Annotated in this window: 21 protein-coding genes and 1 pseudogene; 13 read left to right on the forward strand and 9 right to left on the reverse strand. The window is 40.7% G+C overall.

The genetic code is table 11. The annotated features are described in order from the left end of the window. Positions 1–41 precede the first annotated feature (41 nt). The 4 genes from I4641_RS06320 (at position 42) to I4641_RS06335 (ending at position 4,877) form a co-directional block, all read left to right on the forward strand. Positions 42–1,400 (forward strand): methyl-accepting chemotaxis protein, encoded by a 1,359-nt coding sequence (locus I4641_RS06320; RefSeq protein ID WP_229639629.1) that lies wholly within the window; start codon positions 42–44, stop codon positions 1,398–1,400. A gap of 22 nt (positions 1,401–1,422) precedes the next feature. Further along, positions 1,423–3,834, forward strand: coding sequence for a hybrid sensor histidine kinase/response regulator (locus tag I4641_RS06325; RefSeq protein WP_229639630.1), 2,412 nt, complete (start codon positions 1,423–1,425; stop codon positions 3,832–3,834). Between the two features lie 26 nt (positions 3,835–3,860). Further along, positions 3,861–4,289: a response regulator gene (locus I4641_RS06330; RefSeq protein WP_229639631.1), complete on the forward strand. Its 429-nt coding sequence runs from the start codon at positions 3,861–3,863 to the stop codon at positions 4,287–4,289. A gap of 159 nt (positions 4,290–4,448) precedes the next feature. Further along, a complete protein-coding gene (locus I4641_RS06335) occupies positions 4,449–4,877 on the forward strand; it encodes a response regulator (RefSeq protein WP_229639632.1) in 429 nt (142 codons plus the stop codon). A gap of 73 nt (positions 4,878–4,950) precedes the next feature. On the opposite strand, the gene I4641_RS06340 is transcribed toward I4641_RS06335, so the two are convergent. Next, positions 4,951–7,101, reverse strand: coding sequence for a polyribonucleotide nucleotidyltransferase (locus I4641_RS06340; protein ID WP_229639633.1), 2,151 nt, complete (start codon positions 7,099–7,101; stop codon positions 4,951–4,953). A 137-nt stretch (positions 7,102–7,238) separates the two neighbouring features. Further along, positions 7,239–7,691: a nitrate reductase associated protein gene (locus tag I4641_RS06345; RefSeq protein WP_229639634.1), complete on the reverse strand. Its 453-nt coding sequence runs from the start codon at positions 7,689–7,691 to the stop codon at positions 7,239–7,241. A 115-nt stretch (positions 7,692–7,806) separates the two neighbouring features. Here I4641_RS06345 and I4641_RS06350 point away from each other — a divergent pair, with 115 nt between their 5' ends. After that, positions 7,807–8,223 carry a hypothetical protein gene (locus tag I4641_RS06350; protein WP_229639635.1) on the forward strand — a complete coding sequence of 139 codons (417 nt, stop codon included), beginning with the start codon at positions 7,807–7,809 and terminating at the stop codon, positions 8,221–8,223. Here the strand turns inward: I4641_RS06350 and I4641_RS24125 are convergent, their stop codons facing one another. Continuing rightward, positions 8,224–10,563 carry a molybdopterin oxidoreductase family protein gene (locus I4641_RS24125; RefSeq protein WP_229639636.1) on the reverse strand — a complete coding sequence of 780 codons (2,340 nt, stop codon included), beginning with the start codon at positions 10,561–10,563 and terminating at the stop codon, positions 8,224–8,226. It abuts the gene before it with no gap. A 116-nt stretch (positions 10,564–10,679) separates the two neighbouring features. Continuing rightward, positions 10,680–12,236: an MFS transporter gene (locus I4641_RS06360; protein WP_229639637.1), complete on the reverse strand. Its 1,557-nt coding sequence runs from the start codon at positions 12,234–12,236 to the stop codon at positions 10,680–10,682. Between the two features lie 457 nt (positions 12,237–12,693). Between I4641_RS06360 and I4641_RS06365 the strand changes: the two genes are divergently transcribed. Genes I4641_RS06365 through I4641_RS06375 form a run of 3 tightly spaced genes read left to right on the forward strand, consistent with a single transcriptional unit; the run spans position 12,694 to position 16,007 of the window. Then, positions 12,694–13,887, forward strand: a complete 1,194-nt coding sequence (locus I4641_RS06365) for a GNAT family N-acetyltransferase (protein ID WP_229639638.1) — start codon at positions 12,694–12,696, stop codon at positions 13,885–13,887. A 28-nt stretch (positions 13,888–13,915) separates the two neighbouring features. Next, the gene (locus I4641_RS06370; RefSeq protein WP_439655329.1) at positions 13,916–14,176 is read left to right on the forward strand and encodes a GNAT family N-acetyltransferase; all 261 of its coding nucleotides are present in this window, start codon (positions 13,916–13,918) and stop codon (positions 14,174–14,176) included. Between the two features lie 25 nt (positions 14,177–14,201). Further along, positions 14,202–16,007, forward strand: coding sequence for an ABC transporter ATP-binding protein (locus I4641_RS06375; RefSeq protein WP_229639639.1), 1,806 nt, complete (start codon positions 14,202–14,204; stop codon positions 16,005–16,007). Between the two features lie 122 nt (positions 16,008–16,129). On the opposite strand, the gene I4641_RS06380 is transcribed toward I4641_RS06375, so the two are convergent. From I4641_RS06380 to I4641_RS06390, 3 genes are all read right to left on the reverse strand, one after another. Then, positions 16,130–17,281, reverse strand: a complete 1,152-nt coding sequence (locus I4641_RS06380) for an RNA-guided endonuclease InsQ/TnpB family protein (RefSeq protein WP_229639640.1) — start codon at positions 17,279–17,281, stop codon at positions 16,130–16,132. A gap of 116 nt (positions 17,282–17,397) precedes the next feature. Then, positions 17,398–18,489, reverse strand: a complete 1,092-nt coding sequence (locus I4641_RS06385) for a TIGR03032 family protein (RefSeq protein WP_229639641.1) — start codon at positions 18,487–18,489, stop codon at positions 17,398–17,400. Positions 18,490–18,503: 14 nt separating this feature from the next. Next, complete coding sequence (locus I4641_RS06390; protein WP_229639642.1) at positions 18,504–19,019, reverse strand: ComEA family DNA-binding protein; 516 nt, start codon at positions 19,017–19,019, stop codon at positions 18,504–18,506. Between the two features lie 158 nt (positions 19,020–19,177). Between I4641_RS06390 and I4641_RS06395 the strand changes: the two genes are divergently transcribed. Then, positions 19,178–20,422, forward strand: a complete 1,245-nt coding sequence (locus I4641_RS06395; protein WP_229639643.1) for a vWA domain-containing protein — start codon at positions 19,178–19,180, stop codon at positions 20,420–20,422. Positions 20,423–20,497: 75 nt separating this feature from the next. Then, a complete protein-coding gene (dnaN, locus tag I4641_RS06400; protein ID WP_229639644.1) occupies positions 20,498–21,673 on the forward strand; it encodes a DNA polymerase III subunit beta in 1,176 nt (391 codons plus the stop codon). 20 nt (positions 21,674–21,693) lie between these two features. On the opposite strand, the gene I4641_RS06405 is transcribed toward dnaN, so the two are convergent. Next, complete coding sequence (locus I4641_RS06405) at positions 21,694–22,413, reverse strand: glycoside hydrolase family 24 protein (RefSeq protein ID WP_229639645.1); 720 nt, start codon at positions 22,411–22,413, stop codon at positions 21,694–21,696. Between the two features lie 46 nt (positions 22,414–22,459). Beyond that, positions 22,460–23,119: an SDR family oxidoreductase gene (locus I4641_RS06410; protein ID WP_229639646.1), complete on the reverse strand. Its 660-nt coding sequence runs from the start codon at positions 23,117–23,119 to the stop codon at positions 22,460–22,462. 123 nt (positions 23,120–23,242) lie between these two features. On the opposite strand from I4641_RS06410, the gene I4641_RS06415 reads away from it, so the two are divergent. The 3 genes and pseudogenes from I4641_RS06415 to I4641_RS06425 all read left to right on the forward strand — a co-directional run. After that, positions 23,243–23,980 (forward strand): DUF1997 domain-containing protein, encoded by a 738-nt coding sequence (locus tag I4641_RS06415; protein ID WP_229639647.1) that lies wholly within the window; start codon positions 23,243–23,245, stop codon positions 23,978–23,980. Positions 23,981–24,192: 212 nt separating this feature from the next. After that, positions 24,193–24,414, forward strand: a complete 222-nt coding sequence (locus I4641_RS06420) for a Nif11-like leader peptide family natural product precursor (RefSeq protein ID WP_229639648.1) — start codon at positions 24,193–24,195, stop codon at positions 24,412–24,414. Positions 24,415–24,472: 58 nt separating this feature from the next. Then, positions 24,473–24,655, forward strand: a pseudogene (locus I4641_RS06425) (ester cyclase); the annotation flags it as partial. Between the last annotated feature and the right edge of the window lie 154 nt (positions 24,656–24,809).

Raw genomic sequence — 24,809 nt, forward strand, 5'->3', positions numbered from 1 at the left:
CATTTATTCTTATTAACTCAAATTACTAGGTCAATAAACCCATGAAAATCGGAACTCAGTTAATCGCAGGTGCAGTCACAATTGGTACTGCTATCAGTTTAAACTTAGGAGTGGTATTTCTGACAACTTCGACAAAAGATGCAAAAGTAATCAACAACTCTGGGGTAGTTCGGGGGGCAACCCAAAGATCGATTAAGCTCGAATTGTCCCAGACTCCCAACGATGAACTAATTGGCAAACTGGATAAACTAATTGATAGTTTAATCAACGGAAATGAAGAGTTAGGCTTATCCAGAGCGACTAATTTAGCTTACATTACGGCAATGGAAGAGGCAAAAGTCCAGTGGAACAAAAGTAAAGAACTCATTCAACAGATTAGGCGCAATCCCACAGAGACTAACCGCCAAGCCTTACTCGCAGAAAGCGAAAAACTATTTGAACTGACTAACCTAGCAGTAAACGCAGCCGAAGAATATTCCACCGAAAAAGTGCAGCAGTTGAGAACGATTCAGATTTTTGTAACCGTATTTAACTTTATCATCGTTGTAGCAATTATTGGAGGTGCAAGACGAATCTCCCGTACTTTAAGCGAATTTACCAACAATATCGCTCTATCTACTACCGATATTGCTTCTAAAGTAGAACGTCAAGAACAAGTTGCTAACGAACAGTCAAGTTCCGTCAGCAAAACCACTTCTACGGTGGATACCTTGGGAGAAACCTCCCGACGCTCGGCAATTCAAGCAGAAGAATCGGCAAAAAATGCCAGTACTGCCTTGACTCTAGCGGAATCTGGTGCGGAGACAGTGGAGCAAACCAGGGTAGGGATGGAAAGTCTTAAAGAAAGAGTAAGAGAAATCGCCGAACAAATCATTAACTTGAGCGAACAAACAGAGCAAATTGCAGGGGTATCCGAGCTAGTGGGTGATTTGGCAAGTCAAACGAACATGCTGGCACTAAACGCAGCGGTTGAGGCAGCACGGGCTGGAGAATATGGAAAAGGTTTCGGGGTGGTTGCGGGTGAGATTCGGAAACTAGCGGATCAAAGTCGCAAGTCTGCCGATAAGATCAACAACCTAGTAATAGACGTACAGGCTGCGATGAACAGCGCGGTTATGGTAACGGATGAAGGTAAGAAAACCGCAGAATCTAGTATTGAATTAGCACTAGACACGGCAGAGTCTTTTATTGGGGTGAAAGATGCCATTAACAACGTATTCGCTAATACTTCCGAAATCTCTAATACAGCCAAACAACAAGCGGTAGGTATTCAAGAAATTCTCGCAGCGGTTAACGCTCTTAACTTAGGTGCAATGGATACCGCTGCTGACATGGGAGACGTAAAAAATTCTACCATCGAACTGAAAAAATCTGCCGATGAACTAAAAGCGATCGTTTAAGAAATTTTTCAAGCAAAAAACCATGTACATAGATGATGAAGAGTTAAGAGAGCTTTATAAGACTTCTAGTAGCGAACACATTTCCAAGTTGGAATCTGAGTTGATGATCTTGGAGAAAAATCCTCAAGATAGCTCGGCGATGGAAGAATTTTTGCGGGAAGCTCATACCCTCAAGGGTGACTCGCGAATGCTGGGATTAAATGATATTGAGATGTTGGTGCATCAACTAGAAGACTGCGTAGAGGGTATTAAGGCAGGAAAAGGCGAATTGACTGCCGAATTGTGCGATCGCCTATATCAAGGTATTGATGCCATTAACCAACTTTCCCACGAAGCTATTACAGGAGAATCTGTAGAAATTAATGCTACCGATGTGTTGGCAGCATTAATGGGTTCGTCGAATATATCGGAGTCTGGAAATGATTCGGGTTTGGATCTATTTGATGACGATGATGACAGTGACTTCTTTAGTAGCGATCGAGATTCCCAATCATCTTTATTTGATGATGACGATGATGATAGCGACTTCTTTAGTAGCGATCGAGATTCCCAATCATCTTTATTTGATGATGACGAACAAGACGAGCAAAAACAAGATATTGCCCAAACCAAACCATCAAGCAATACAGTATCCATAGAGAATTCAAATCAACCGATTAAGGTTGCAACCCCTGCCAGGGATTACAAAATCGATACGATTCGAGTTGAGCCACAAAAGTTAGATATCTTAATGACTCAAGCGAGTGAATTAGCAGTTACCAAGCTGCGTATTTCTCAGCAAATGACAGAAATAGATCGGATGCTAGCTTTATTTGAAAGCTGGAATAAATATGATTATAGCGATGACGATCTATTTGCTGAAGTTGAATCTAGCCTAACAGCAGAAGAAATTCAACCTCTACGCTACTTCTATAACCACGCTCGACAATATTTGAATTCCTTTAGCGATCTAGCTAATAATCTGAAAACAAGAGCTAGTGAAGACGTTGCTAGTCTTAGTATTATAAGCGATCGCCTGGAAACAGGAATTCAAGGTTTGAGACAATTACCTTTGTCTACTGTATTTAATATCTATCCTCGTATGGTTAGGGATCTCGCCCGACAACAAGGAAAAGAAATTGAATTTATTATCGAAGGGGGAGACACCAAAGCTGATAAAAGAATCTTAGAAGAGATCAAAGATCCCTTGCTGCATCTAATTCGCAATGCAGTAGATCATGGTATTGAAACCCCAGAAGAAAGAATAATTCATGGTAAACCCCCAACTGCAACTATTATTTTACGGGGTTATCAAACTGGTAGTAGTATCGGCATTGAACTAATCGATGATGGACGGGGATTAGATTTAGCTAGTATTAGAAATACTGCTTTGCGCCGTAATGTTCGTACTTCTGCCCAACTAGCTGCTATGAGCGAGTCAGAGATTCAATCTTTGATTTTTGCCTCGGGTTTCTCAACTCGTACCGAAGTCACCGAACTTTCTGGTAGAGGGGTAGGTTTAGATGTAGTTCGAGCCAATGTAGAAAAGCTCAAAGGTTCTATTCAGGTAATTTCTAACCCTGGCAATGGCTGTAAATTCCAGGTACGTCTTAATACTAGTTTGGCAACTACTAAGGTTTTGATTGTAGATCTCAATCGAACTCGTTATGCTTTGCCCCTAGAATTTATCCAAACCATGATTACTCTGCCTCAAACAGAGATTTACAAGCTTGAAGATAAACCAACAATTACCTTTGAAGATCTACCCATCTCCTTAACCTGGCTTGCGAGCCTTTTACAAATACCCACTCCTGAAAACTATACCCAAGGTAAAAATAATCTTCTTTGTATTATTCTGCAAATTGACGACGAACGTTTTGGTGTGATTGTTGACGATTTGGTAGATCAACAAGACATAGTAATCAAACCTCAAAGTAAACTGCTCAAAAGGATTCCTAATATTGCAGGAGCAACTATTTTGGGTAGTGGAGAAGTTTGTATGATTCTCAATCCACCCGATTTATTACATTCTTTGAGGAGTGGTAACTGGCGAACTGTTGTTCGTCAAACAGAATCAGAATCGACTAAAAACAAACTACTTTTAGTCGAAGATTCCATTATTATTCGCACTCAAATGCAACGTTTACTCAAGGGTGCTGGTTATGATGTCATTGTTGCTGAAAATGGTTTGATTGGGTTGCAAAAAGTCCAAGAGCATGAATTTGATATTGTGCTGTCTGATGTAGAAATGCCCCAGATGAGCGGTTTGGAGATGACTGCCAACATTCGCCAACAAAGTCAATACGATCGCTTGCCGATCGTTCTGATTACTACCTTAGCATCCCCCGAAGATAAACGTCGTGGAAAAGAAGCAGGGGCAAATGCCTATCTTACAAAAGGTGATTTCGATCAACAACTCTTGTTCCAAACTTTAGGAACATTAATTAATTCTTAGCAATCAATAATTAGTCAAGATTAACTATGGCAAAAATTAAAGTTTTACTAGTCGAAGATTCCGCCGTTGCCATCAACATTTATGAAAAAATGCTTAGTTCTTCTTCTCATATAGAAGTGGTTGGCAAAGCTAAAGACGGTAAAGAAGGATTAGCTTTAGTAGCTAAATTGAATCCTGATGTGATTTGTACCGATTTACAAATGCCAGAAATGGATGGATTGGAGTTTACCAAACAGGTAATGGCAAAATATCCTACACCAATTTTGGTTCTCAGCAATGCGGTACAAAAATCTGATATCGATAATATCTATGAAGTGATGAAGGCTGGTGCTGTTGATGTGATGGCAAAACCTCAAACTGCCCTGGGGGGCAATTCTGATTCGATGCAGAATGAATTAATTGTCAAAATTAGAGTCCTCGCCAATAAAGAAGTAACAGCCATTCCTCTTTCCTAAAAAAGCAGAAAATTAGCCAATAGAAAAAACATCATGTTTTCTCTGCATGATTATCTATCAATTTGTGAATAGTTGATATATATCAGCAAATTAGGGGAACTCTAAACAGTAGACATAGATATTTTAGACACCCAACAAAATTAATCTTAATTAAAGATCATGGCAAAAATTAGAGTTTTATTAGTCGAAGATTCTCAAGTTGCAATTAACATTTATGAAAAAATGCTTAGTTCTTCTCCTCATGTAGAAGTGATTGGCAAAGCCAGCAACGGCAGGGAAGGACTAGATATGGTTACTCAACTGAGTCCTGATGTAATTTGTACCGATCTGCAAATGCCTGAAATGGATGGCTTGGAGTTTACCAAACAGGTAATGGCAAAATATCCTACACCAATTTTGGTTCTGAGCAATGCCGTCCAAAAATCTGATATCGACAACATCTATGAAGTAATGAAAGCTGGTGCTGTTGATGTGATGGCAAAACCCCAGACTGCCTTAGGCGGTAGCACCGAATCTATGCAAAACGAGCTAGTTGTAAAAATTAGAGTCTTGGCAACTAAAAAGGTAAAAGCGATCCCTTTGGGGTAAAAGAAAAAGAGGCATAAGGCATAAGGAACAAGGAAGTTTAATTTCTCCTTGTCTCCTTATCTCCTTGTCACTGTTACGATGCTTCTGCTCTTGCTGCTGCTGCTTCGTCGGGATGAATGCCCAATCTAGTTAGATTGAGGCGATTTTTTTGATCGAAACCGCGTATTTTGACGACAATCTCGTCTCCTACCGCTACTTCGTCATCCACTTTACCTACTCTGCCTTCGGCTAACTGAGAAATATGGATCATGCCTTCTTTTCCTGGCAATATTTCGACAAAAGCACCAATATCAATAATTCTGGTAACTTTGCCGACGTAAACATCACCTTCATTTAGTTTACGGGTAATATTAAACACCATTTTACGAGCCATCTCGGCTTTTTCTGCTTCTACAGCAGCAATGATGACCTTTCCATCGTCTTCGATATCAATTTTTGCTCCAGTTTGTTCGGTAATGGCTTTAATTGTTTTACCAGAGGGTCCAATTACCATCCCAATCAGATCGGGATCGATCTTCATAGTTAATAATCTTGGTGCATAAGGCGACAATTCTTCACGGGGTTCGGCTATGGCTTTAAGCATCTCTTCAAGAATGTGCATTCTCGCTGGCAAAGCCTTGTTAATAGCTTCGGCAATTACTTCTACAGAAAGACCAGTAATTTTCATGTCCATCTGTAATGCAGTAATACCCGTATCTGTCCCTGCTACTTTGAAGTCCATATCTCCGAGGAAATCTTCAATTCCTTGAATATCGGTCAAAATTCTGACTTCATCTCCTTCTTTGATTAAACCCATCGCTGCACCGCTAACAGGCTTGGCTAAGGGGACTCCAGCATCCATTAGAGATAGAGTCGAACCACATACCGAACCCATGGAGGTCGAACCATTAGAAGACAAGACTTCAGAAACTACCCGCAAGACATAAGGAAAAGTTTCCGCACTAGGTAAGACGGGTAGCAAAGCTCTTTCGGCTAATGCACCGTGACCAACTTCTCTTCGTCCAGGCGAGCGCATTGGTTTGGTTTCTCCTACGGAATAAGCAGGGAAATTGTAGTGGTGCAGATAGCGTTTTTCTTCTTGAATAGTCAGATCGTCTCTAGTATCTTGAGCATCTCCTGATGTACCTAAAGTAGCAATCGAGAGTACCTGAGTCAGACCTCTATTGAATAAGCCACTACCATGAACTCGATTGGGTAATACGCCAACCTGAGAAGATATTGGTCTAACTTGGTCTAGCTTTCTACCATCAACTCTAACTCCTTCTTCGATAATTTGACTCCGCATCAGCTTTTTGGTCAGCTTTTTGAATGCTTTGCCGATCGCTTTGGAATCTTCGTTGGTAGCAACTGCGATGGGATCTTCTGCTGGTAATTCGGCGATCGCATCGACAATCTTAGTCTGCTGGATTTGATCTAAGGCTTCGTCGCGAGTCTTCTTATCAAAATCATACTGGGACAAAACTTTTTTGATCTCATCTGTAGCGCGATCGCTAATAAAGTTAATCAAGCTTTCGTCTTCGACTGGTGCTTCTTCGCTCACCATTTCAATACCCAACTCTTTAATTAGTTCTAGTTGAGATTGAATTAACTCTTGAATGGCTTCATAAGCAAAGTCAATCGCCTCAATTACATCTTGTTCTGGTAATTGATTCGCTCCTGCTTCTACCATGACAATGCCATCAGGAGTTCCTGCAACTACGATGTCGAGGTCGCCTTTTTTGATTTCTTTGTAGGTTGGGTTGAGAATAAAATCGTCTCCCACCAAACCTACTCTCACCGCAGCCATCGGCCCTTGAAAAGGAATCCCTGCCAGCAATACCGCTACTGATGCCCCAGTTACCGCCAAGACATCTGGGGGGACATCTTCATCTAAGGACAAGGTAGTAGCAACAATTTGAATATCATCTCGCAACCAGTTGGGAAATAAAGGGCGAATCGGGCGATCGATTAATCTACTAATCAAAATTGCCTTTTCTCCTGGTCTACCTTCTCTTCTAAAGAAACCGCCAGGAATTCTTCCTGCTGCGTATTGTTTTTCTTCGTAATCTACCATCAAAGGTAGAAAATCAATCCCCTCTCTTCCTTTCGCCCTGGTGGCAGCAACTAAAACTGCTGTATCGCCTGACTGTACTAGTACCGAACCGCCTGCCTGGGGTGCGAGCAAGCCCACTTTGAGTCTGATATCACGACCATCAAAGGATATTGACTTGTCAAATTCCTGCATTAATATGTTCCTTATTTTTTCGCTTCTTTTTCTCGTTGCTAAATCCTAACACTATCTCAATTGCTAAAACCTTTATATATGGTGGCGATTGGGCTATAGTTTTATGTCTATTTTTAAAGTTATTTTAAGCCAATTTTCTAATTAATAATTTTAAACTCTTGTAATGCAGGAATGAAGTTTTTGTTTTCGTGGCTGGGGCGACTGAGTTTAATGAGAGCAAAGCGTTGGGCAGGATTAAGATTAGACCATTGTTCTAGAGAAATATTTACCTTACATTCTTCAGCTTTTTTTAGAATATCTTCAGGAATAGTCTCTCGATCTAGCCAAGGTGGATGGGGGGCGATCGCCAATTCTTTGGCTGGTTGACCTGTTTTTTTGACAACTAAACCTTGCAAAAATTGCTTGTATGCTTCAGTCTCCCCTTCTGTTTGACAGGGCATTGTTACTAATGCTTGTCGTTCGGACTGGCTAAATTGATTCCAGTGTACTAGCTTGAGTTTCACACCACAATTATCTAGTTTCATTCTGACCTGCATCGGAATACATTGAAGAGAACCAACGAAATCGGCTTCAAACTGAAAATAAGACATTGCTGATTGATTAATCTTGACTGTTATCTCAAACCTATACTATTAGTTCACCACATCCGAGTAAAATTTTAATAGTAACGAAATGTAAATTAATTATAAAAAGCGGTTTGATCAAATGCCTAGACCTACTCAGGCTCATCTAGAGCGCACGGTTAATAGAAAAGATCCTATTGAAGATAGACAAAAAACCCTCAATCAGATGCACTACTATATGGGGGCAAAACTAGTTGAAGTGAGGGTCGACCCTCAAAAGGTGATGTATCGCTGGTCGGTTGAGGATCGAGGAGATCTGCAACATTTTACTCTCAGTGCCTTTTGGGGAGAATCTCAGAGAAAAATCCTTTCTGGAGAAAATCCTCTCCAAGGAGAAGAGTTAGCCAATTGTGCCAAAGCTAATGCCTCTGTTGGAGTCAATCAAGCAGCTAAACTATGCGGTTTTGCTTCCGATATTGATCGCTTTCGTACAAATCTTCAAGAGGCTATTCAACAATTAGAATTACCCGAAGAATCTTTTGACAAGCTACTAGCTTAATTATTTTAAGGCAGAGATAGACTTACCAGCTAAGTTTTCTCTCTCAATTTTATGGTTGTTTTCTGCGCGATCGCTCAAAGAATCTTTGACTAAGATCGGGGTCAAATGAACCGCACAAGCTTTTAATTCTGGCTCAAGGGAAATAGGACAGGCTTCGGGGTGAGTCAATAAATTTGCTTCTCCATTATCCGTCCATAAAGCACCCCAGTGCATCGGCACAAAAACCGTACCTGGAACGATAGCTTTGGTAATTCTGACAGGAAAACGCGCCATTCCTCGACGCGATCGCACTTCCAGCATCATTTCTTCCTCAACGCCTAATTTTGCAGCATCTTTAGGATGAATTTCTAGAAAAGGTTGAGATTGTTTTTTCATGATTTTGGCAATTCTCCCCGTGCGAGTCATAGTGTGCCAGTGTTCGTAAAGACGACCAGTTGTTAAGACAAAAGGATAAGCTGGATCGGCGGGTTCGGCTAATCCTTTGGAGTGGAAAGCAGAGAATTTTGCTCGTCCATCGGGGGTATTAAATCGCCCGTCGGTATAAAGCCTTTTCCCTGGGAGAGTTTCATCTTTATGGCGAAATAGATTAGAAAATAGACCCTTAGATTCTTCATCATTTTGAGAGATATTCCTTTGGGTATCGCAAGTCAGGGCGATGCTCTCTAATTGATTATTTTGACTTTCTTCCAAAGGACAAGGCCATTGTAGCGATCCTTGTTGGCGCAATCTACCATGGCTCAAGCCACTCATGTCGCAAGGGCGATCTTTAGTTAACCTGACAAACTCTTGATATACCTGGGCGGAATTAGCAAAATCAAACTCTTCGGTGAAACCGAGACGACGACCAACTTCGGCAAATATTTCCCAATCTGGTCTGGCTTCTCCTGGTGCTTCTCGAAATTTGGAACACAGAGTAACTACTCGTTCGGAATTAGTCATCGTACCAGTCTTTTCACCCCATTGAGCAGCGGGTAATACTACGTGGGCGTAGCTAGCGGTTTCCATTGGGTAATAGGCATCCTGCACGATGGTAAAAGGAGACTTAAGCAAGGCTTTTTTAGTTCGTACCAAATCGGGCATACTGACCGCAGGATTGGTAGCTGCCACCCATAATAGCCCCACATCTCCCGTTTCTAAGCCCGTAATCATACTCCAGGCATCCCTACCAGGTGTGGGATTAATACTACCTTCTGGTAATTGCCAAGCTCGTTCTAATTCGGCTCGATGGTTTGGATTTTTGACTGCTCGATAGCCAGGAAGAATATGGGATAGTCCACCAGCCTCTCTACCTCCCATGGCGTTGGGTTGTCCCGTTAGGGAAAAAGGGCCAGATCCAGGGTTACCAATATTTCCCGTCATTAAGTGAAGATTGATAATAGTACGGACTTTTGCCGTCCCTTCAGAAGACTGATTGACCCCCATCGACCACAATGACAATACATTATCTGATTCTGCCCAATAGCGGGCAGCTTCCTCTAAATGATCCATCCTAATACCACAGCGACGAGCGACTAATTCTGGGGGATATTGTTGAATAACTTGGACAAAGTTACTAAAACCTTGGGTACATTCATCAATAAAAAAACTATCGATTTCTCCCCAACGCAACAACAGATGAGCAATCCCATTTAGCAGATCCATATCTGTCCCTGGCTGAATGGCTAGATGTAAGTCTGCATCCTTGGCGGTTTTAGTTTCCCGAGGATCGACCACAATCATTTTTACTTTGCGGTTTTTCTTGTGGTGCATCCGCAAGCGGTTATAAACAATAGGGTGGCACTCGGCGGTGTTTGTACCGATCAAAAAGGCACAGTCAGTTAATTCTAGGTCATCGTAGCAAGCAGGAGGCCCATCCGAACCAAAGCTTTGAATATATCCTGCTACTGCCGAAGACATACAGAGACGAGAATTGGCATCGAAATTATTTGTCCCCAGACAGCCTTTAAGGAGTTTTTGAGCAATATAATAGTCTTCGGTTTGAAATTGCCCCGAGCCATACATACAGATCCCGTTTGCACCCCGAGTATGCCTGACTTCTTGAATGCGATTAACAATACGGCTGAGTGCATCATCCCAACTAACACGGCGAAACTCTTGGTCTAGAGAATCTCGCATCATGGGATACTTGAGACGGTCTTTATCTAAAGATTCGGCGATAGTACCCCCTTTAATACATACTTTACCTTTACTAGAAGGATGAGAGCGATCGCCACGAACAGACCACAAAAGATTTCCCTGGTCATCTCTATTGGTAGCTTTTCCTGATTGTGCTGGAGGCAAAACTTCTAAACCACAGCCGACTCCACAATAAGGACATAAAGTTTTAATTGGTTCGCTCACGCTTTTTCTCTCCCACTTGAGTATTTATCTCTGCCAAAAGTCTATTTAGAGTAAAAGGTGCCGAGGGCATAATAATGTTGCCTCAGCACCCAGCAATAGTAGACGATAGTTGAAAATTAGATACTTTCAGTCTCTAAAATCGGTGATGTATTAGGCACAACAGTTTTCTCCTCATCATGATGGGCTTCAGCAAACGAGCCTTTAGGCTCTTTGAGTACCACAAAACATAAAGCGGCAACGATCAACGCTGCTACACCCATAATTTGGAAAAAGCGCGCAGTAGATGCAGCCTCGATCGCAGGAGTAGGATCTGCACCACCACCTAACCAGCCAGGAAGCAAACTAAAAATGTTTAGATAGAGTACTGCACCCACGTTACCGTAAGCACCAACGTTACCAGCAACCTGACCTGTAATTCGTTTTTTGACTAAAGGCACAATCGAGAATGTCGAACCTTCACCAGCCTGAACGAAGAAAGAACAACACATAACTAGAATTACTGCTAGGGGTAAAGACCAAGTACTGTCTACTTGACTAAAGAGCAGATAACCAATACCCATACAGCCAGTTAACACGCCCATAGTTACTTTACGACTGCCTAGTTTATCGGAGATTAACCCACCACCAGGACGAGCAGCCAAATTCATAAAGGCATAGCTAGAGGCAATCATCCCTGCTGCTGCTGCGGACAAACTAAACGTTCCTTCAAAAAAGGCAGGAAGCATAGATACAACAGCTAATTCCGAACCAAAGTTGACAATATAAGTAAGTTCTAAGATTGCTACTTGAGAAAAGTTATAACGATCTTCTGCGGGGTAACGTTTCTTACCAGTCATTAGATCTTTGTTGACTACCCAACAGTTGTAAGCCTGGAATAAATACAAACCAAGTAATGCAAGCCAGATAATATACATTGTGCCAGTGCCATATAGCCCCAGCTTCATTAAACGCCAAGCTACAAGCCCCAAAATTGCACTAAGGGGTATGTTCATCAACATCAACAACCAAAAGTCTTTGGTTGTCGTTACCTCAATACCTCTAGCACTTGCGGGACGACGGTAAGCTTTACCTGGTGGAGTGTCTTTAGCATTGAAGAGATAAAAGACACCATAAAGGGCTGCAAAAATCCCCGTACCTGCGATCGCAGCACGCCAGTTGAGAGCCGAACCAGGTGCGCCAAAAGCGAACCAACCAGCAATTAATGCCATAGTGAATGCCGAGAAGGCAGAACCAAAGTTACCCCAACCGCCATAAATACCTTCGGCTAAACCAATTTCCTTGGGAGGAAACCACTCTGCAACCATGCGAATACCGATTACAAAACCCGCACCCACAATACCCATTAATAAGCGAGAAATTACCAACTGATTGAAGTTCTGCGCTGAAGCAAACATCAAACAGGGAATTGCTGCATACATAAGCAGTAAAGAATAGGTCAACCTGGGACCAAACTTATCTAGCAACATCCCGATGATTATCCGTGCGGGGACTGTTAATGCTACGTTACAGATTGCAATGGTGCTAATTTGTTCTTTGGTTAAGTTTAGATCTGCTCCTACAGTGGTCGCTAAAGGAGGGAAGTTAAACCACACCACAAATGATAAAAAGAACGCAAACCAAGTTATATGTAGAATTTTATATCTACCCCTGAATTGCCACATTTCTCCGAGCATTATTTACCTTCCTTTATTGTCAAAATTACCATACTTAAAACTTGAATTTAGAGACTAAATATCAAAGCAGTTAACAACTATAAATATCCATTATTTGGCTTTTAAATTATCTATTTCATATGAGGGATAGTTGGTTATTAAAAATATTTGCCTCTGGAGATATTTTCGTTCCTTAAATAACTTATGTGCAGTTATTTAAGTTGGGTTAATCATGAGGTAATAATTACATTTAAAAAAATGATTTATCGTATATTTAGATACTGAAACTCCATGAGAACATGATTTGGATGTATTTTTTACATTAAAAATATACTTTTATTGCATTAAAATATTTTTACTCTTGATTTCTACTGGGAAATTAGCGATCGAGCCTGATTTTCTGCAAACTCAATCGATATTTATTAGGCTAATAGCAGTAATCTAATATAAAATTTACTCCAGTCTTCAAACAGCGGTTATGGTCGAGCAGATTAAGCCTCAGTATTCTCTATCCTGGATTTCTACAATTGCCGAAATTCCTCAGCTAGCTTGGAATGAATTAGCAAAACCTTTAAACACGCCTTTTTTGGAATGGGAATGGCTCAACAATATTGAAACTTCTGGTAGCGTTACTCCTCGTGCTGGTTGGCAACCCTGTCATTTGGCAGTGTGGCGCAATAGCCAATTGATTGGTGCAGCACCACTATATATTAAAGGACATAGTTATGGAGAATTTGTCTTCGACCATCAATGGGCAGATTTATCCCATCGTTTGGGGGTGGAATATTATCCTAAATTGTTGGGGATGACTCCTTTTACTCCTGCGGTGGGTTATCGCTTTTTAATTGCTCCTGGGGAAGATGAGGAGCAGATTACTGAAATTATGGTGGCGGCGATCGATAATTTTTGCGATCGCAATCGTCTTTCGGGGTGTAATTTTTTGTTTGTCGATCCTGACTGGCGGGAAATGATGGAAAATCTCGGTTTTCAGAGTTGGTTGCACCACGGCTATATTTGGTCGAATAATAACTTTAATAGCTTTGATGACTATCTTAAGATGTTTAATACCAATCAACGCAAAAACATCAAGCGAGAGCGTAAAGCAGTGACTAAAGCTGGTTTGTATACTAAAACCTATGTGGGGGAAGAAATTCCCGCATACCTCTATCCTGAGATCTATCGTTTTTATAGTAATACCTGCGATAAATTTTATTGGGGTAGCAAATATCTCACCCGCAAGTTTTTTCAACAGCTTTATCCTAACTATAGCGATCGCGTTTTACTAGTTGTGGCATATACCCAAGAAGACGATCGCAACCCTGTAGGAATGTCTTTTTGTGTCCACAAAGGGGATAATCTTTACGGGCGTTATTGGGGTTGCGAAGCAGAATATGACTGTCTCCATTTTGAAGCCTGTTATTATAAACCGATTGAATGGGCTATTGAAAACGGGATTAAAATGTACGATCCTGGTGCGGGAGGACGACATAAGAAAAGAAGGGGTTTTCCTGCTACTCCTAATCATAGTTTACATCGTTTTTATAATCGTCGCATGAGTCAAATCTTGCGTAATTATATTGGCGAAGTTAATCGAATGGAAGGAGAAGAAATTGTAGCAATTAATAATAATTTGCCTTTTAATAAACAAGAGATTAATTTTGATTTGAATTAGTTTTTATTTCCAGTTATAGCAATTATCAATAGGTGAACTAGAAAGCAACGGTCATATTGATTGTTTTTATACTCATTATCAATACCAAGGTAAAGGAGTAGGTACAAAGATTTATCAGACGATTGAAAATAAAGCGATCGAGTTAAACTTACCTCGGTTATACCTAGAGGCTAGCATAACCGCAAAACCATTTTTTATTCATCAAGGATTTGTTAAATTAAAAAAACAGCAAGTAGTTTGTAGGGGAGAAAAGTTTACTAATTATTTGATGGAAAAAAGATTAATTTAATTTCATTCTATAACAACAAAATAATTTGACCTCTAGAAGAAGACTCCAAGATATCTTAGTTAATACCCCGTTGCTGCTGCGCCTCGTCTGGCAAGCAACACCACTATATTTATTCCTGTCTCTAGCCATAACGGGATTACAGTCTGTTATTCCCGCAGTGATGCTGTTGGTTAATAAGAGAATTATAGATCTGGTGATTGCCAATTGGGGTAACGCAAATTTTATCTGGCAACCATTAATAGTTTTAGTCGCGATTAGGTTTGGCATTAGTTTACTTGGGGCGGTTTTAAACCAAACCAATCTTTATGTCGGACAGATATTTAACGATCGCCTGATGCTCTACACTAAATATATTTTATTAGAAAAGTCTGTCCAGTTAGATCTGGCACATTTTGAATCCTCAGAATTTTATGACACCCTCTCCCGCGCCCAAGACAGCGGTAGTAACTATCCTGTTAGGGTAATTCAAACTTTAACGGGTTTATTTGGTCAGAGTATTACCTTAATTAGTTTATTAGGATTGTTATTTAAGTTTAATTGGGCTATTGTACCCCTATTATTTTTTACTGCCCTTCCAGCATTTTGGACGAGTATTGTCTATTCGGGTAAACGGTTTTGGATGACGCGAATGGAAACCGAAAGCGGTCGTTTATCCGACTATATTCAGCGTGTTTTAACTAATCCTAACTTTGCTAAGGAAGTGCGGTTATTTAATCTAGGAGAGCATTTATTAGGCAAATGGTCAGATATTCGGACAGACTTTAACGGGAAGTCGGCAGCGATCGCTTTTCAATATGCCAAAATGCGCGGTTTATCTGGGATGTTGGTTAACAGTGGCTTTTATATTGCTTATGGTTGGACTTTGATACAAGCGATCGCAGGCAAAATATCTGTCGGTGACTTTACTATGTACACGGGAGCATTTAGCCAAGCACAACAGGTATTACCAGCAATCTTAGAAAATATTGCCAAAATCTACGAAAATAATCTTTATGTTTCCCAATACTTTGAATTTCTCGATTTAAAGCCAGAAGTAATTAATATTCCCCGTCCTCGACCTTTTCCCAACCCAATTAAGCAAGGATTATCAATTAAAAACGTTACCTTTACCTATCCAGGGGCTACTAAGCCGACTTTACGCAATTTGAGTGTAGACATCAAGCCAGGGGAAAGTATTGCCTTAGTGGGCTTGAATGGTGCGGGAAAAACCACTTTATTAAAACTGCTCGCTAGACTTTATGATGTGGATTCGGGGACGATAACGATTGATGGCATACCCTTACAAGAAATAAAGCTGTCGGAGTTACATACCAACATTGGAGTATTAAACCAAGACTTTGCCCGCTACCAACTTAGTGCCAAGGATAATATTGGTTTTGGTAACTTAAAAGAAAGAGATAATCAGCCACGCATTGAGCAAGCAGCCCAAGATTCTGGTGCAGATCGAGTAGTGGAAGATTTAGCGGAAAGTTACGAAACTCGTCTAGGCAAAATGTTTAAAGGAGGAGTAGATCTTTCGGGGGGACAGTGGCAGAAAATCGGTATGGCAAGAGCATTTATGACCGATGCACCCATTTTAATTTTAGATGAGCCGACTGCTGCTTTGGACGCGATCGCAGAATACGAATTATTTGAAAAATTTCGCACTCTAACCGCAGGAAAAATGACTTTTTTTGTCAGCCATCGTTTCTCCACCGTCCAACTAGCAGATCGGATTGTCGTGCTAGAAAATAGCCAGATTATTGAAGTAGGATCTCACCCTCAATTAATGGCAAAAAATGGATTATATGCCGAGATGTTTAGTCTCCAAGCATCGAGTTACAAAATATAATTTATTTATGTGACGTTTACAACTAGCTCATATTAAAAAATCTGCTGCTGGCGATCGATATCAGTTTTCACCATTGAAACTATATTGACACTCCCCTGCCTGAAGGCGAGGGGATTCTTCATTCATCCCAGGATAGCTAGAGACAGAATATCTGTCTCCCCGCCAGTGCCTAGTCCAGAAGCAAACACGGTCTGCCCGACCGCTAAAATGTTCAATGCTGCGTTTTTATCTCTTGGGTTACGAGAGCCACAGCTAGGACAAGTCCACTCTCTAACATCTAGAGGCAGCTTATCTAATATATGACCGCATGGATTACAGCGTTTAGAAGATGGAAACCATCTGTCTATTGCTCCTATTGTGCGGTCATGCCATTGACATTTGTATTGGAACTGGCGTAATGCCTCACCCCAAACGCAATCTGCAATGGCTTTTGCGAGCTTATGATTGCTCATCATGTTTTTTACAGCTAACGTCTCAGTATAGATAGCTTGGTTTTCACGTACTAACTGAGTCGTCAATTTGTGCAAAAAGTCTTTTCGACAGTCGGCTATTTTCGCGTGAAGCTTTGCTACTTTTAGTTTTGCCTTATATCGGTTGTTTGAACCTTTCTTTTTCTTGGCTAGTCTGCGCTGTAGAGTTTTTAGTCTAGCTTGATATTTTTGGTAGTGCTTAGGATTGCCAGAAGCAAAACCTGTACTAGTTACCATCACATCTTTAACACCTAGATCGACACCGATTTTGCCGTCTGTAGCTGACCATTGCTCCAATTCTTCCTCAACCAAGAAAGAGACAAAGTATCTATTACTTGGGTCTTTGGAGATGGTTACTGACTTGGGTTGACCAGTAAAATGTCTGCTCCATCTAATCTTTAATGGTTGGGACATCTTAGCTAGAGCCAACTTGCCGTCTTGCCATTTAAAAGCGTTAGGCGCGTAATGTGCCGACTGCCTACCGTTCTTTTTCTTAAATCTAGGATATTTATTTCTACCAGCAAAGAAGTTGATGAACGCAGTATTTAGATGTCTTAACCCTTGCTGTAGCGGTACGGCTGACACTTGTTTCAACCAAGGTTTTTCGGGGTCTTTCTTCAGTTTGGTCAAGGCATTAGAAGTGTCAGTATAGCTAAGTGAAACATTATCCTGGTAGTAGCTATTAGTTCTTAAAGCCAATGCCCAGTTATACACGAATCTGGTACATCCGAACGTCTGCGCCAGTTCTAATCGCTGTGCCAAAGTCGGGTAAAATCTGTACTTAAATCCGCGTAGTTGTCTCATGATATCATTTTACCATGAACATGACTTCGTTGTAAAATCTCAACCACTACGTTGTCAAGTTCGCTATCATCCCCTGGCTAAAGCGCAGGGGTCTTCCCGCTCACAACAGATAACGATCAATTATTCATGGATAGTCTTTCCTGGGGGACATCGGCTAAAGCAGCATCGGGCAAGACATAAGAACTACCAATTAGTTGTTCGTCCCAGTCAATAATTTCTGGAAAACGGATGTTAGGTAATACCCTGACAGCAAATATTTCTTGCACCGCATCTTCAAACTTCAAAAATGCCACCGTTTGGGCTGTTTCCAAATTGACTACCCAGACACCACAGATTCTTTCGTCGAGCTTTTCGGTGAGGGGAAGTCCGCTAAAGACAGCGGTTTCTCTTACTTGAGATAGCCCAATAAAAGCTAAGTTACCATAAAAATCAATTCCGCGAGTAAAGCCTGGAAAGGTGGTTATAGTTTCTAATTTTCCTGTATCGCGATCGCAAGTTGAAATACTACCCTGTCCTGATTCTAATACCCAAAGACGCTCTCGATACCAACGGGGTGAATGAGGCATGGAAATCCCGCGACTAATAATTTCATTACTCGCCACATCAATTAAGATCCCGCCATTGGCTTTATTCTCTCGCCAGCCCCCCATAGTATCCGTTTCCCCCAAGGCAGTGATGTATTTGGGGCTATGGTTGACCATTGCCAAACCATTGAGGTGACAGCGATCTTCAGGAGTCAGGGCAGTGACAAAGTATGGTCGCCACTGGGGAACAAAGCTATAGTTTTTGTTTAGGGTACAAAGACAAGAAAAACGAGTATTAACAAACCAAAGATCGGAATTATTCTTTCCTCCCCATTCCATTTCGTGAATATCAATATCTCCCGTAATATGAGATTTGCGGGGTAAAAAACAAGCATCATGCTTGCCTTCTGGCTCTACTTTGGCTGCAACTGCGGGAACATTATTTAATTCCCAAATCTGACTGCTACAACCGATCGCAATTTTGTGTGGATCTGCTGCAATTCCCATCGGTTTTTGAAAGATCCGAAAATGGGTATTAATATAATCTCCATCACCCCGCAAGATAATTAATTTCCCCGCCTGATAAGTAGACACTACTAGGGATATTCCTAACTGACTTAATATATGGGGAAAGTTATTAGTATGAACGCTCCGCATCGGTTCATTGGAGGGGAATTCAGACATAATTAATTACTGAGTTAAAATCGAACATAGTGCATTAGTCGCGATGTTAACTCACGATCTAAGCTTAGACGACTTTGCAGGTCAACTATGTTGCGATATTTGCCGTTTGTTTGAATATCAGACTGTATTTGACTGGCTAAATCTGCATTTATATCTGGAATTGCTAGAATTTCCACAGTGGAAGCCCTATTAAGATCGATCTTTTCTGGGCTAAGACTGCTCAGGCGATCGTAATAAGCGAAAGCTAAAATAGGCTCATAAACTTGGAGACGTTGTAGAGGAACATTGATGGCAGCAGCTATATCTTCTAAGGAAAATAACTGTATTCCCATCTTAACCAACTCCACTAACGATCGCGCTTGATGAATTGAAAAGCCAGGCAGCCTCAACCAATCATCTACTCCCGCCTGATTGACATCGATCTTAATGCCCAATTCTATAGCGATCGCCATCTCTGTTAAAGATTGGAAACGATAATAAGGATCGTTGGCTATTTTATTTCTAATTCTAATCTGAGTTAGTTTAAACATAAATATTGTTTTTTCCACTGCGATCGCATTCCAAAATAGGTTAATCTAAAATACCTTCTGTTTGCTTAATTGGGTTAAAAGCTAGTTTCTTGGAATGAAGCGAATTCACAAAGAACATAACATAAACATAATAGTGTAAATTTTATTTTTGAGTAATTATGAAAGTTGGTTTACAGTCCTATTTAAGCGATAGTAATATTGATGCTCAACTCAATACAAGTCAGCGTCAACTCTCTTTAGCGATATCCGCCGTGCCTGAAGATACTAGTGGAAACTTACCGCTAAATCTTTGTTTGGTTTTAGATCGTAGTGGTTCGATGTCGGAAAAACCACTGGAAATGGTCAAAGAAGCAGCCGTAGGTATCATTGAAAAACTCAAGCCAGGCGATCGTATCAGTATTGTAACTTTCGACCACCGCGCCAAGGTAATCGTTCCCAACCAGTTGGTCAATGATATTCAACCGATCAAACAAAAAATTAGACTAATGGTTGCTGATGGTGGTACTTCCATTGACGAAGGAATGCGCTTGGGTATCAAAGAAATTGCTTCCCACAATCAACATTGTGTCTCTCGTCTTTTTCTGCTTACCGATGGAGAAAACGAACACGGAGATAACAAGCGTTGCCTCAAGCTAGCAGAATTGGCAGCAGAATACAACATTACGATTGATGCTTTGGGTTTTGGCGAACATTGGAATCAAGATGTTTTAGAACAAATTTCTGATTCAGCCCAAGGAACTTTAGCTTATATTGAAAAACCAGATCGAGCAGTTTTTGAATTCCAACGTTTGTTTGCTCGCGCTCAATCTGTTGGCTTAACTAATAGCTACTTGACTGTAGAGTTGATGCCCAAAGTAAGGCTGGCAGAATTAAAACCCGTAGCGCAAATTTCCCCTGAAACCATCGAATTAACCACTAACCTATCAGGAAATCACTTTAGTATTCGTCTGGGAGATTTAATGATAGATCGACCCAGAATTATTTTAATCAACTTTTACATCAATCAACTATCTCCAGGAAAACACAAAATTGCTGGGGTGCAATTGCGTTATGACGATCCTGGGGCAAATCAAGAAAATTTGCATTCTGATGTTTTAGCCATAGAAGTAGACGCTCAAGCCCACTATTTTCCCTATCCTAGCGATATTGTCCAAAATCATATTTTGACTTTAGCTAAATACCGTCAGACTCAGATCGCCGAAACCAAACTCAAGGGGGGCGATCGCGTTGGGGCAGCTACTATGTTGCAAACCGCAGCTAAAACCGCCCTCCAGCTAGGAGATAAACAAGGAGCAACAGTACTGCAAACCAATGCAACTAGATTACAAATTGGGAAAGATTTATCCGAAGGCGATCGCAAGAAAACTCGTTTGGCATCTAAAACAATTTTGAAAAATCAGTAAATAAGTACCAGAGATCGACTATAGTAATTCAGGACAAAATGAAGAGAATATAAATAGATATCAATATAAATAGAAATGAAAATTGTTTCCAGTCAAAGCGATCTCAAAAATAATCTTTCTCTTGTCAGCCGTGCTGTTCCTTCTCGCGCCGAACCTGCGGTATTGGCTAACGTTTTGATTGAGGCAACAGAAACTAGCCAAAAAGTCAGTATGACGGCATTTGATGGCAGCATGGGTATCAAGACTAGTTTTAATGCAGAAGTAATCGAAGGAGGCAGTATAACCCTTCCTGCTAAGTTATTTAACGATATTGTGGCTCGTTTGCCAGAGATGGAAATTACCTTAAGTGTGGCAGAAGAAGAAAATAACTTTATTGCTACTATTAGCTCTACTTCGGGTGAATTTAGACTGGCTGGCATCGATGCGGAGGAGTTTCCCGAATTACCTCAAGTAAAGGGAGAACAGGTGATGGAATTGCCCATTGCTATAGTTAATGAGGGATTGGGGGGATGTTTGTTTGCAGCTTCAACGGAATTATCCAAACAGGTGCTGACAGGGGTACATCTCAAAACTAAAGTCTTAGGAGAAAGCGATCGCGCCGATATTTTGGAATTTGCTGCCACCGATAGCCATCGTTTAGCGGTTGTAGCGACGGATTTAAATCAAGAAGATATTGAATCAGAATCCGTTGTCAGCTTGCCCGATTTTGCTGTAACTATTCCAGCCAAAGCACTACGAGAACTAGAAAGAATTGTAGCAGATGCAGGGGAAAGCGATCGCATTAAGGTGAGTTTTGATGAGGTGGTAATGGTTTTTGAATTGGGCGATCGCCTATTAACTAGTGCAAAAATACCAGGAGATTACCCTGCCTACGGACAACTAATACCGCAGAATTTTGCCCGCGAGATGATTGTCGATCGCAAGAGATTATTGAGTAGTTTGGAATTAGTCGCAGTGCTAGCTCAGAAGAATAATTTGGTTAAGTTCAGTCTGAGCAACGATCTAGGGGAATTAACCGTCTCGGCAGATGCTCAAGATGTGGGCAATGCCAAACAATCTTTACCCGCAGAAATTATGGGGGAAGATATTGAAATTGCTTTTAATATTAAGTATCTAATGGATGGGTTAAAAGCATTACCCACAGCAGAAATTAAGATGCAGCTAAATGAGTGGAATCAACCAGTCATTTTTAGTCCCCTGGGTGGATTGGATATGACTTATTTGGTAATGCCAGTGCAGATTAGGAATTGAGAGATATCAAAAAAGCGAGCTTAACTCAACTCTTCTTGCAGAACATTTTGATATATCTGTGGCAGATAATTACTCATAGAATTAGTTTCAATTCCATATCCCAAACTAGTCCAAGTCCCAGATAATAATTTTAGTACTTGAGTAATTTCGCCCTTTCTTAACTGCTGGGGAATATTTGCCCCCCAAACATTAGAATCGCTCAACCAATCGTGAACTACCACATCTTGATATTCCGCTTCAAAACTATAATTTCTCCACCGCCAAATGCCTGAAGGACTAGGATGATACTTTTTAGCTTGTCTATCCCAAGTAAAATCTAGCATTTGATACCGTCCCGCAGCAGTCGTGCATTGTCCCACATTAGGACCAGCCACAATGGGGATACAGAGTTCGGGATGACGACTGAGGTCTTCCACATATCGACCCCCATAAATCACATTGTAGGGTCGTTTGACGTTTGCTTCGCTGGCGGTAATCGTCCGCATCAAAGCTCTAACATAGGGATCTCCCCCATTCATCACTAATGGCTGAGTGCGATGAAGACTAGGAATAGTCGCAACGGGTGGCGTGGAGGTAGCTCGTTTTTCTTGCCAAAACTCCCCAAGCTTCAATAGTATTTGTTTGGTAGTTGACAGATAAGAACGTACTTGAGGTTTGCTGATATGTTCCCCCAGTTGAGACAAAACTAACAGCAAACAGGCGAGATAGAAAAACTTAGTAGCTTTGTTAATTAGTTGCATTTGAGGCAGGGCGATCGAAAACTCAATCTTAGTAATACTAATTATCTTAAATAATGTTACTGAATAATTGCTCCCAAGTTTGGGATTCTGCTGCGGAGTCGGTGACTATTTCTACTATTTTCGATTTTGCTTCTGGCTGAAATATAGCTTCGACACATACCTGAGCTACTTTGGCACGGGGAATACTGCCATCAAATAAAGTATCGGCACTCTTCATCACAATAGGTTCGGAATTATCTTCATTTTTGAGTCCTCCTGGTCTGACGATGGTGTAATTTAGACCACTAGCTTGAATATAGGTTTCAGCTTGTTTTTTCCAGTATAGAACTAACCAAAACAGATTTAATGGATGAAGAAATTTGGAAACGCATAAAGACGAAACAAGAATAAAATGCTCGATCTTGTTGTTTTTAGCTATATCGACCAAATTCTTTGTTCCTTGGTAATCAACTTGATAAGGACCAGTCGGATCTAAGCTAGGGCTAGCACCAGTAGCACAAATTAAAACGCTACAATCAGAAAGATGACTGTCAAAGGTTACGGGGGTTAACACATCGCCTACGATTAATTCTACTGAGTTGGGTAAGATGGCTTTTGCTCGATCTGTATCTCTGACTAATGCTTTCACAGAAATATCTCTGTCGACTAATTGTCGAACAATATTTCTGCCAGTTTGTCCCGTAGCTCCAGCAACAAATATTTTCATTTTTTAGCTCGTACTTAAATCACACCTGTTATCAAAAAAAAGTGTTTAGCTAATAATTAACACCTTTATTGTAATCATCTTAACAGTAGGGAGTGGTTATCAAGAGGTAGTTTAAAAATCAATATGCAACCTAATTTTATCGATCGCTCGCAAAATTCAATTTTAGAAATTCCCACATCTAATCCTATGCAGCTTACCTATACTAATTCTCTAGAAAACAAAAAAACTTTTGCCTTTGAAGTTAGCTTTATGGGTCGCATGGATATGTACAGCGATGCAGATACGGTAGCCGAATACCTAAATGCTCACGAAGGATGGTTTTGTCGTTGCGCTCAACCTATGAAAGTAGATCCTTTGGGTAACAATGGTTATGTTTTGACTGTCGGAAAATATGGCTCTTTTGGTTATGAAGTAGAGCCAAAAATGGGAGTGATTTTACATCCTCCTGTGGGTAGAGTTTATCAAATGGAAACTATCCCTATTCCCGATTATAATACTGTCGGATATGAGGTTAACTATCAAGCATTAATGGAATTGTCAGAGGTGAGTGGGGATAGTCAAGCAGAAACAAAAGGAAGTTTATTTTCTCGCAAGCAAATTATTCCCGAGCGTATTACTCAAGTAAATTGGGAATTAAATTTATCGGTAGAAGTAGAATTTCCTCAGTTTATTCATAAGTTATCTTCTTCTTTGATTCAATCCACAGGAGATCGCTTGTTGGGTCAAATCGTCCGCCAAGTATCTCCTCGCCTGACTTATAAAGTACAAGAAGATTTTCATACTAGCCATCAATTACCCATCCCTCCCAAAAGTAGTAGACAACTGAATAAAATTTATAAAACTAATTCAGCAACCATATAGCAAATTCTAATTCTGTTACTAAGAATTAGGCTAGAATTAGGAGTGAGCTGTCTTCATAAGCTACAATCCTTTGAGAGAGCAGCATGCGGTGGGAAATATTGAGGTTAGAATTTTGCAGTCATGAATATTCAATGCAGAGCATTTAAGATGGTCTATTATAAGTCTCATCAACAAGTTCGCAACACCAAAGAGCGAGAATAGGAGTTTCAAATATGGCTTTAGATCAACTCGAAGCATTTTTAAAGAAAATGCAGTCTGAACCTGCACTTAAAGATGAGGTACAAGCTTCATCGACAGCAGATGAAGTTGCACAAATAGCACTCAAGCTTGGTTTTGAATTTTCAGGTGATGAATTATTGAGAATGTCAGGTAAGAAAGTTGGCAGGGTTACTGTTACAAAAAAGGATCTTCCTGGAGAGTACTGGGGAAATTGAGCGATCGCTCATTTGTCACCATTACGCTTTAGAATCGATATAAAAAGGTCCTCCTCCCTCTCAAAAGCCAATTAAAATAGCAATTATGCACATCGATCGCTTTGAAGATGGCAAGATTGTAAAATATTGGGGACAAGGAGACGCTCGGGGGTTAATGCAAAAATTAGGCATCATGTTTGTTCCCAGTCCCAAACTTCTTCTACCAATCCTGAAAAATTCTGTGTCTAAACTTTTTAAATAGTTTATCTAGCGATCGCTAAGCGAGATCGGCAGAGGAAGCACTTTTACGCTTCATCTGCCATAAAGCAGCTAATACATCGTTCTTTCTTCGGACTGACTAATACTAAATCCTGTTCTCAAAACCCATTTACAATACAAGAAATAGCAAGTTTGGG

It is taken from the genome of Waterburya agarophytonicola KI4, assembly GCF_020640915.1.
Taxonomy (GTDB): domain Bacteria; phylum Cyanobacteriota; class Cyanobacteriia; order Cyanobacteriales; family Xenococcaceae; genus Waterburya; species Waterburya agarophytonicola.